Source organism: Streptomyces albidochromogenes, from assembly GCF_005981925.1.
Lineage (GTDB): Bacteria > Actinomycetota > Actinomycetes > Streptomycetales > Streptomycetaceae > Streptomyces > Streptomyces albidochromogenes.
In genome coordinates this window covers 1-8,726 of record NZ_VBVX01000274.1, presented here as the reverse complement: position 1 = coordinate 8,726, position 8,726 = coordinate 1, and the positions used below count along the sequence as shown (strand labels likewise).

Below are 8,726 nucleotides of genomic sequence, written 5' to 3'. Positions count from 1 at the left end.
GTCCAGGCCGCAGGCGCGCACCAACTCGTCGAGGGCCCGCAGCACCGTGACCGCCGCGCCCTCGTAGGCGGCGCCCAGGAGCTGGCGCGGTGTCGTGGCGTGGCGCAGTCCGGTCAGGACGCCGGAGGCGGCGGGCAGGTCGGGGGTGCGTTCGCCGTCGAGGTAGGGCAGGAGCACCGCCTCGCCGCCCGGCGCTGCGTCCTCGCGGTCCAGGCCCAGCAGGGCGGCCACCTTGTCGACGGCGAGGGTGCAGTTCAGGGTGCAGGCGAGCGGCAGGTAGCCGCCGTCGGCCGACGCGAAGCCCGCTAGGGCGGGTGACGCCGGGCGGGTGCGGGTGGCCGCGAAGACGGTGCCCGAGGTGCCCAGGCTGAGCACCGGATGGTCCAGCAGTCCGGCGCCGCCGAGGCCGAGCCCCACCGCCGCCGCCATGTTGTCGCCGGTACCCGCCGCCACGGCGATCCCCTCGGGCAGGCCGAGCCGCCGGGCCGCCGCGCGGGTGAGGGAGCCGACGCGGGTGGCGCCGGTGGGGGCCACCGGCGGCAGCAGCCTTTCGTCCAGCCCGACCAGGCCCAGGATCTCGGCGTCGTACGCGCCGGTGGCGGTGGAGTACCAGCAGGTGCCCGAGGCGTCGCCCGGGTCGGTCGCGGCCACCCCGGCGAGGCGCTCGGTGAGGAAGTCGTGGGGGAGACGCACGGCGGCGGCGGACTCGGCGGCGTACGGCTCGTGCTCGCGCAGCCACTGCCACTTGGCGGCCGTCATGGAGGCGACGGGGACCGATCCGGTCCGCTCCGTCCAGGCGGCCGGGCCGCCGAGCGCCCGGGTGAGCGCGGCGGCCTGCGGGGCCGAACGCGTGTCGTTCCACAGCAGCGCCGGGCGCAGCGGCCGCCCCGCGCCGTCGAGGACCACCAGGCCGTGCTGCTGGCCCGCGACCGCGATGCCGGTGACGGCGGACGCCGCCACCCCCGACTCCCGCAGCCCGGCGGCCACGGCTTCGCCGAGCGCCCGCCACCACTCCTCGGGGTCGCTCTCGCGGGCCCCCGCGCCGCCGGTGACGCGGTGCGGGGCGCGCCCGAGCGCCAGCAGCCGGCCGGTGGCGGCGTCGGTGAACGCGGCCTTGGTGGACTGCGTGGAGCTGTCGACCCCGACGACGACCGTGCTCGGCGTCATGCGACCCCTCGTTTCCTCGGTTCTCTTCTGTGGAACAGATTGGTCGTGCAGTATTAGTCATGTCAACAAACAAATGGAGGACGGCCGCATGCCGGAGCGCTTCACCCCCACCCCGGACGACAAGTTCACCTTCGGCCTGTGGACCGTGGGCTGGCAGGGCGCCGACCCCTTCGGCACGGCCACCCGCCCGGCCCTCGACCCCGTCGAGACCGTCCGGCGTCTGGCCGGACTCGGCGCGCACGGTGTCACCTTCCATGACGACGACCTCGTCCCCTTCGGCTCCTCGGACGCCGAGCGCGAGGCGTGCGTCAAGCGGTTCCGCCAGGCACTGGACGCCACCGGCATGAAGGTGCCGATGGCCACCACCAACCTGTTCACCCACCCGGTGTTCAAGGACGGCGCGTTCACCGCCAACGACCGCGACGTCCGCCGCTACGCCCTGCGCAAGACGATCCGCAACATCGACCTCGCCGTCGAGCTCGGAGCGAGCACCTACGTCGCCTGGGGCGGCCGCGAGGGAGCCGAGTCCGGGGCCGCGAAGGACGTCCGCGTCGCCCTCGACCGTATGAAGGAAGCCTTCGACCTGCTCGGCGAGTACGTCACCGAGCAGGGCTACGACCTGCGCTTCGCCATCGAACCCAAGCCGAACGAGCCGCGCGGCGACATCCTGCTCCCCACCATCGGCCACGCCCTGGCGTTCATCGAGCGCCTGGAGCGCCCCGACCTGGTCGGTGTGAACCCCGAGACGGGCCACGAGCAGATGGCCGGTCTCAACTTCCCGCACGGCATCGCACAGGCGCTGTGGGCGGGCAAGCTGTTCCACATCGACCTCAACGGCCAGACGGGCATCAAGTACGACCAGGACTTCCGCTTCGGCGCCGGCGACCTGCGCCAGGCCTTCTGGCTCGTCGACCTCCTGGAGACGGCGGGCTACGACGGCCCCCGGCACTTCGACTTCAAGCCGGTGCGCACCGACGGGGCGGACGGCGTGTGGGCCTCGGCGGCCGGCTGCATGCGCAATTACCTGATCCTGAAGGAGCGCGCCGCCGCCTTCCGCGCCGACCCGGAGGTCCAGGACGCCCTGCGCGCCTCCCGGCTCGACGACCTCGCCCGCCCGACGGCCGCCGACGGCCTCACGGCGCTGCTCGCCGACCGGGACGCGTACGAGGACTTCGACGTGACGGTGGCGGCCGGCCGGAGCATGTCCTTCGAGGTGCTCGACCAACTGGCCCTGGACCACCTCCTGGGCGTACGCGGCTAGGAGGCGCCCGCTTGGGTGCCCGGGCCGGCCTCCCGCGCCGGGCCTCCCGGGCCGGTACGGCCGGCCGGATGCCGGCCGGCCGGTGCGCGGGCCGCCGCGGGGCCGCCCGGCCGCCTAGGCGTACGCCGCCGGGTCCGCCAGCGCGTCGCGGACCACCAGGGCCGCCGCGCCGCGTGACGCGTCGCCCGTCAGGGACGAGGCGCGCAGGCGGCCGCTGTCGCCCGACCACAGACCCGACACCACCCTGCCGTCCAGCTCCCTGGCGGCGGGGGGCGCCAGCCACGGCATCAGGGTCCGGTAGATGCCGCCGAGCACCACCGCGTCCGGATCGAAGAGATTCACCGCGCCGGACAGCACGAGTCCCAGCATCGAACCGGCCCGGCCGATCGCCTCGACGGCCCGGGCGTCGTCCGCGCGGGCCCGGGACGCGAGCTCCGCCATGCCCGGCAGGCCCGCGTCCTCGTCGATGCCCGCCGCCCGCAGCACCGCCCGCTGGCCGGCGTACTGCTCCAGGCATCCCCGTGAACCGCAGCGGCACGCGGGCCCGGCGGGGTCCACCACGACGTGGCCGATCTCCCCGGCGAAACCGTGCGCGCCGCGCAGCAGTTCGCCGCCCAGCACGAGGGCGCCGCCCACGCCGATCTCCCCGCTCAGGTAGAGGAACGTGCGTTCCCGGCCCACGTCGCCGAACCACAGCTCGGCCAGCGCCGCCAGGTTCGCCTCGTTGTCCGAGCCGACCGGCAGCGGCCGCGCGAGCGCCCGCGCGAAGAGCTCCCCGGCCGCCACGCCGTTCCAGCCCAGGTTGGGCGCCTGGCGGACCGTACCGCCGGACACCAGGCCGGGAAGGGCCAGCCGCACGCCGACGGGGCGCAGGTCCAGCCCGGCCGCCGACTCCAGCGCCCGCGAGGCCAGCGCGGCGGCGTGCGCCAGGACCTCGGCGGGCGGGGCCGCGCGGTTGTCGGTGTGCTCGGTGAGGCGGACCCGGTCGTCCCCGGACAGATCGGTCACGCACACGGACACGTAGTCGATGTTGACCTCGACCCCGAGGCCCGCCACACCCGTGCGCGCCACTTTCAGGACGGTGCCGGGACGCCCCGCCTGCCCGCTGAACGTCTTCCCCGACTCGGTGACGAAACCGCTGTCCAGCAACTGCTCGACCAGCGAGGAGACGGCGGCCCGCGTCAGACCCACCCGCGCGGCGACCCCCGCGCGCGTCGCCTCGCCGCCGTCGTGGACGGCGCGCAGCACCAGGCTCAGGTTGTGCCTGCGCACGGTGTCCTTGTCGGCCTTGGGCTCCAGGCGCGGGGGGTTGCTCCTCATGGCACCGAGAGCCTAGGCGACGCCCTCCGGAAGGGATCGTTCCGATGGGGGCGCCGGTTACTCGCGAGGAACGACGAGGTTGCTCTAAGGTGAGCGCTCCGATTGGCGCCACCTGCGGATCCCATGGGTGAACCAGGCTTTGCTGTGTCAATCGAAGGAAGTCCTGTCAATCCAGGACGCAATGTGTAGCGCAGGGCGACGTGGTGTCGGCAACTCCGCCAGACGTCGGCTTCCGTACGAGCCGATCCGCCCTCCCTCCCGCCATCCGGGACTCGACGGCGGCGGTCCTCTCTCATTCACCTACCTCGCGAAGGCAAGGCAGAGATGGCACGAGTCTCCCGACAGTCCACCGCACCGTCCGCCCGCCGCTCCGGCCGGCAGTCCGCCCGGGACCTCTCCCGGCAGCAGACCCACCCGGTCGACCAGCGGCTCCCCCTCCCGCAGCTCACCCTCTTCGGCTTCCAGCACGTCCTGGCGTTCTACGCGGCCGCGGTGATCGTCCCGATCCTCCTCGGCAACGCCCTGGGCCTGTCCCACCAGGAACTCGTCTACCTGATCAACGCCGACCTGCTGACCTGCGGCGTCGCCTCGATCATCCAGGCCCTCGGCGTCTGGCGGATCGGCGCCAGACTGCCCCTGGTCCAGGGCGTCACCTTCACCGCCGTCTCTCCCATGATCGCCATCGGACTGGGCGCGGGCGGCGGCACCGCCGGGCTGCTCGTCGTCTACGGGGCGGTGATCACGGCGGGCATGGCGACCTTCCTGATCGCACCGTTCTTCAGCAGGCTGGTGAAGTACTTCCCGCCGGTCGTCATCGGCACGATCCTCACCATCATCGGCCTGACCCTCATACCGGTGGGCCTGCGGGACGCGGCGGGCGGTTCGCAGCTGGGCGCGGACGATCCGGCGTACGGCGATCCGAAGAACCTCGCGTACGCGCTCGGCACGCTCCTGTTCATCCTCGCGCTGGTCCGCGTCGGCAAGCCGTTCCTCAGCAGCCTCGCCGTGCTGCTCGGACTCGTCGGCGGTACGGCCGTCGCCTGGCTCCTCGGCGACGTGCACTTCGGCGCGGTCGCGCAGGCCGACTGGTTCGGGGTCAGCACGCCGTTCCACTACGGCATGCCGAGGTTCGAACTCCTCCCGATCGTCGCCATGACCGTCGTCATGCTGATCACGATGGTGGAGACGACCGGTGACGTGTACGCCATCGGGGAGATCACCCGCAAGAAGGTCGACGGCGACACCATCGCCCGGGCGCTGCGGGCCGACGGCGCCGCGACCGTACTCGGGGGTGTGCTCAACTCGTTCCCGTACGTGGCGTTCGCCGAGAACATCGGGCTCGTGCGGATGTCCAAGGTGATGAGCCGGTACGTCGTGGTCGCGGCCGGCGTGTTCATGATCATCCTGGGGCTGCTGCCGAAGGCCGGCAGCCTGGTCGCCGTGATTCCGCAGCCGGTGCTGGGCGGTGCGGCCATCTCCATGTTCGGCATGGTCGCCGCGGTCGGCATCCAGATCCTCGGCAAGGTCGACCTGCACGAGGAGCGCAACGCCCTGATCCTCGCGGTCAGTCTGGGCGCCGCCCTGCTGCCCACCACGGTCCCGTCGTTCTTCGACCGGATGTCGGACGACGTACGGGCGGTCCTCGACAGCGGGATCACGCTCGGCGGCCTCACCGCCATCACGCTCAACCTGTTCTTCAACGTCTTCACGCGCCGCAGGACGATGGAGATCGACTGGGACGACCTGGAAGCCCCGGCGGACCCGGCGCGGACGGCGGACCCCGGCGGCCCGGCGGGGCCCTACCTGGGCTCCACTCCCCGCTGAGCCACCCGCACAACGGGTCGCGCCGGCGGCCGCGCCACCGGTCGCGGGCCGGGAGGGCCACCGCCCTCACCGGCCCCGGCCGCGCCCCGCGGGCCGGCGTACGGCGCCGGGTCAGCGGCCCACCGCGTGGAACGGCGCCACGTCGCCCGCCTCGCCGATCAGCTCCCAGAAGTGGTCGACCAGCCGGCGCAGGAACGCGGCGCGCTCGGCCGCGATCTCCTTGAGCCGGGCGTCGTCGTTGCGCGCCACCAGATGACCCATGTAGCGCTCGGAGAACTCCGCGAACTGCGCGTGCATCGTCCGCAGCGCGTCGCCCACCAGGGTCTCGTCGACGCACACGATCTCCGCCACGGGAGCCACATGCGCCTTCCACCGCCCCTCGATCGCCGTCCGCAGGTGCTCGGCCAGCTCGTCGACCCGGCCCATGATGCCGATCAGTTTGCGCAGCGAGAGCCCCAGTGCCTCCACCAGGGCCCTGGTCTGGCGCGGATCCCCGTCCCAGCGCTGCGCCGCCTCGGCGGCCCGGTAGGCGGCCGGGTCCATGCCGATCCGGTACGCCAGCCGCTCCGCGCTCAGCAGCTTGGCGAGCCGGTGCTCGGCCAGCGTCCGCGGCTCGATGCCCATCAGCGTGGTCGGCGTGCACCACAGGACGTCGGCCAGCGCGAAGAGCTGCGGCTCCGAGGGCACATGGGTCCCCTGCTCCCACCCGGCTATCAGGTCCGGGTGGGCGGGGGCGCCGCACGCCGCCATCGCGTGGGCGACCTGAGTCGTGGTCAGGCCCATCCGGGCGCGCGCGGCTCTGGCTTCTGCGGGGGAGAAAGGAGTGCTGTACACGGACGAGACACCTCGCTGCACCCGGTGGGCCGCGGGCGCTTGGGGAGACGGACGGGTGGACGAACATCCAGGAGCGGGCAGATTAACAGAAGGTCCAGTGGTACGAACCCCCGACTGGCCTTCGATACGAAGGCGGGACCACGTGGTCGCCCGTGCGTGGATCGGGGGCGTTGTCAGTGGTGGGAGGCAGGATGAACGGCATGACGAACACACCTGCCGCCCTCGCACATTCCGCCGCGTACGCCGAGGCGGTCCAGACCGCGACCCGCGCTGCCGCCGCCTACTACGCCCGGGGCGACAGCGCGCTGGACGACGACGCGTACGACCGGCTGGTGCGCCTGATCGAGGCGTACGAGCAGGCGCACCCCGACGAGGTGCTCCCGGACTCGCCGACCGGGAAGGTGGCCGGCGGCGCCGCGGTCGGGGACGTGCCGCACACCGTGCCGATGCTGTCGCTGGACAATGTGTTCTCGGCAGAGCAGTTCGTCACCTGGACGGCGTCGCTGGAGCGCAGACTCGGCCGGCCGGTGGAGCGCTGGAGCGTCGAGCCGAAGCTCGACGGCCTCGCCGTCGCCGCCCGCTACCGGCACGGCAGACTCGTCCAGCTCGTCACGCGCGGGGACGGCACGGCGGGCGAGGACGTCTCGCACGCCCTCGGCAGCGTCGTCGGGCTGCCCGGCGAGCTGACCGAGCCGGCCACCTTCGAGGTGCGCGGCGAAGTGCTCATGACGACCGACCAGTTCGAGAAGGCGAACGCGGTGCGCACGGAGCACGGCGGTGAGCCCTTCGCCAACCCGCGCAACGGCGCGGCGGGCACGCTGCGCGCCAAGGACCGCCCGTACACGGTGGAGATGACGTTCTTCGCGTACGGCGCCCTGCCGCTGGCCGGTTCGGGGGAGCTCGGGGAGGGGCTGGCGCAGTGGCCGCACAGCGAGGTCCTGCGGCGCGTCGCCGCGCTCGGCGTGCACACCGCGGCGGACACCGCCGTGCCGCCGCGCACGGCGGCCACAGCGGAGGAGGTGCGGGCCCGGATCGAGGAGATCGCCGCGCTGCGCCCCGAGCTGCCGTTCGGCATCGACGGGATCGTCGTCAAGGCGGACGCGGCGGCGGACCAGCGGGACGCGGGAGCCGGTTCGCGGGCGCCGCGGTGGGCCATCGCGTACAAGTTGCCCGCGGTCGAGAAGGTCACCCGGCTGATCGCAGTGGAGTGGAACGTCGGGCGCACGGGGGTCATCGCGCCGCGCGCCGTGCTGGAACCGGTGGAGATCGACGGGTCCACGGTCACCTACGCCACCCTGCACAACCCGGCCGACATCACACGGCGCGACCTGCGCCTCGGCGACCAGGTGATGGTCTACAAGGCCGGCGACATCATCCCGCGCATCGAGGCGCCCGTCGCCCATCTGCGCACCGGCGACGAACAGCCGATCGTCTTCCCGGAGACCTGCCCGCAGTGCGGTTCCGAGATCGACGCCAGCGAGCAGCGCTGGCGGTGTGTGCGCGGCCGCGACTGCCGGGTGGTGGCGTCCATCGCGTACGCCGTGGGGCGCGACCAGCTCGACATCGAGGGCCTGGGCACGACGCGTGTCGTCCAGCTCGTCGACGCGGGCCTGGTCGGCGACTTCTCCGACCTGTTCACCCTGACGCGCGAGCAGCTCCTCACGCTGGACCGGATGGGCGAGACCAGCGCCGACAACCTGCTGGCCGCCGTCGACCGCGCCAGGACCCGGCCGCTGTCCCGCGTCCTCGCGGCGCTCGGCGTGCGCGGCACCGGCCGCTCCATGTCCCGCCGCATCGCCCGGCACTTCGCGACGATGGACCACCTTCGGGCGGCCGACGCGCAGGCCGTGCAGCGGGTGGAGGGCATCGGCGCGGAGAAGGCGCCGGTGATCGTGGCCGAACTGGCCGAACTGGGGCCGCTGATCAGCAAGCTGGTCGCCGCGGGTGTGAACATGACGGAGCCGGGGGCGACGCCTCCGGCCGAGGAGGAAGCGGCGGCCGAAGACGGGGAGACGCTGCCCGCCGGGCCGCTGGCCGGCATGACCGTCGTCGTCACCGGCGCGATGACCGGGCCGCTGGAGAAGCTCAGCCGCAACCAGATGAACGAGGTCATCGAGCGCGCGGGCGGCAAGGCGTCGTCCAGTGTCTCGAAGCGCACGGCGCTGGTGGTGGCGGGCGAGAACGCGGGCTCGAAGCGGGCGAAGGCGGAGGACCTCGGTGTGCGGATCGCGACCCCGGACGAGTTCGCGGTGATGGTCGCCGACGCGCTGCCGGGGGACTAGCGCAGCGGAGGACCGGCCGGCGCGGGGGTCCCCCGGTG

General features: G+C 73.3%; 6 protein-coding genes. 3 read left to right on the top strand and 3 right to left on the bottom strand.

Annotation, left to right across the window (positions count from 1 at the left end; all coding sequences use genetic code 11):
- Positions 1-1,167: FGGY family carbohydrate kinase (locus E2E34_RS26995; RefSeq protein WP_138904517.1), on the bottom strand; the 1,167-nt coding region annotated here is incomplete at its 3' end.
- A gap of 88 nt (positions 1,168-1,255) precedes the next feature.
- On the opposite strand from E2E34_RS26995, the gene xylA reads away from it, so the two are divergent.
- A complete protein-coding gene (gene xylA, locus E2E34_RS26990) occupies positions 1,256-2,428 on the top strand; it encodes a xylose isomerase (protein WP_138904516.1) in 1,173 nt (390 codons plus the stop codon).
- Positions 2,429-2,542: 114 nt separating this feature from the next.
- Here xylA and E2E34_RS26985 read toward each other — a convergent pair whose 3' ends face one another.
- Complete coding sequence (locus E2E34_RS26985) at positions 2,543-3,748, bottom strand: ROK family transcriptional regulator (protein ID WP_138904515.1); 1,206 nt, start codon at positions 3,746-3,748, stop codon at positions 2,543-2,545.
- A 324-nt stretch (positions 3,749-4,072) separates the two neighbouring features.
- On the opposite strand from E2E34_RS26985, the gene E2E34_RS26980 reads away from it, so the two are divergent.
- On the top strand, positions 4,073-5,572 hold the full coding sequence (locus tag E2E34_RS26980; RefSeq protein ID WP_138904514.1) for a nucleobase:cation symporter-2 family protein: 1,500 nt from the start codon (positions 4,073-4,075) through the stop codon (positions 5,570-5,572).
- A 111-nt stretch (positions 5,573-5,683) separates the two neighbouring features.
- On the opposite strand, the gene E2E34_RS26975 is transcribed toward E2E34_RS26980, so the two are convergent.
- Positions 5,684-6,406, bottom strand: coding sequence for a transcriptional regulator (locus E2E34_RS26975; protein WP_244316147.1), 723 nt, complete (start codon positions 6,404-6,406; stop codon positions 5,684-5,686).
- 191 nt (positions 6,407-6,597) lie between these two features.
- Here E2E34_RS26975 and ligA point away from each other — a divergent pair, with 191 nt between their 5' ends.
- The gene (gene ligA / locus E2E34_RS26970; protein WP_138904513.1) at positions 6,598-8,688 is read left to right on the top strand and encodes an NAD-dependent DNA ligase LigA; all 2,091 of its coding nucleotides are present in this window, start codon (positions 6,598-6,600) and stop codon (positions 8,686-8,688) included.
- Positions 8,689-8,726 lie beyond the last annotated feature (38 nt).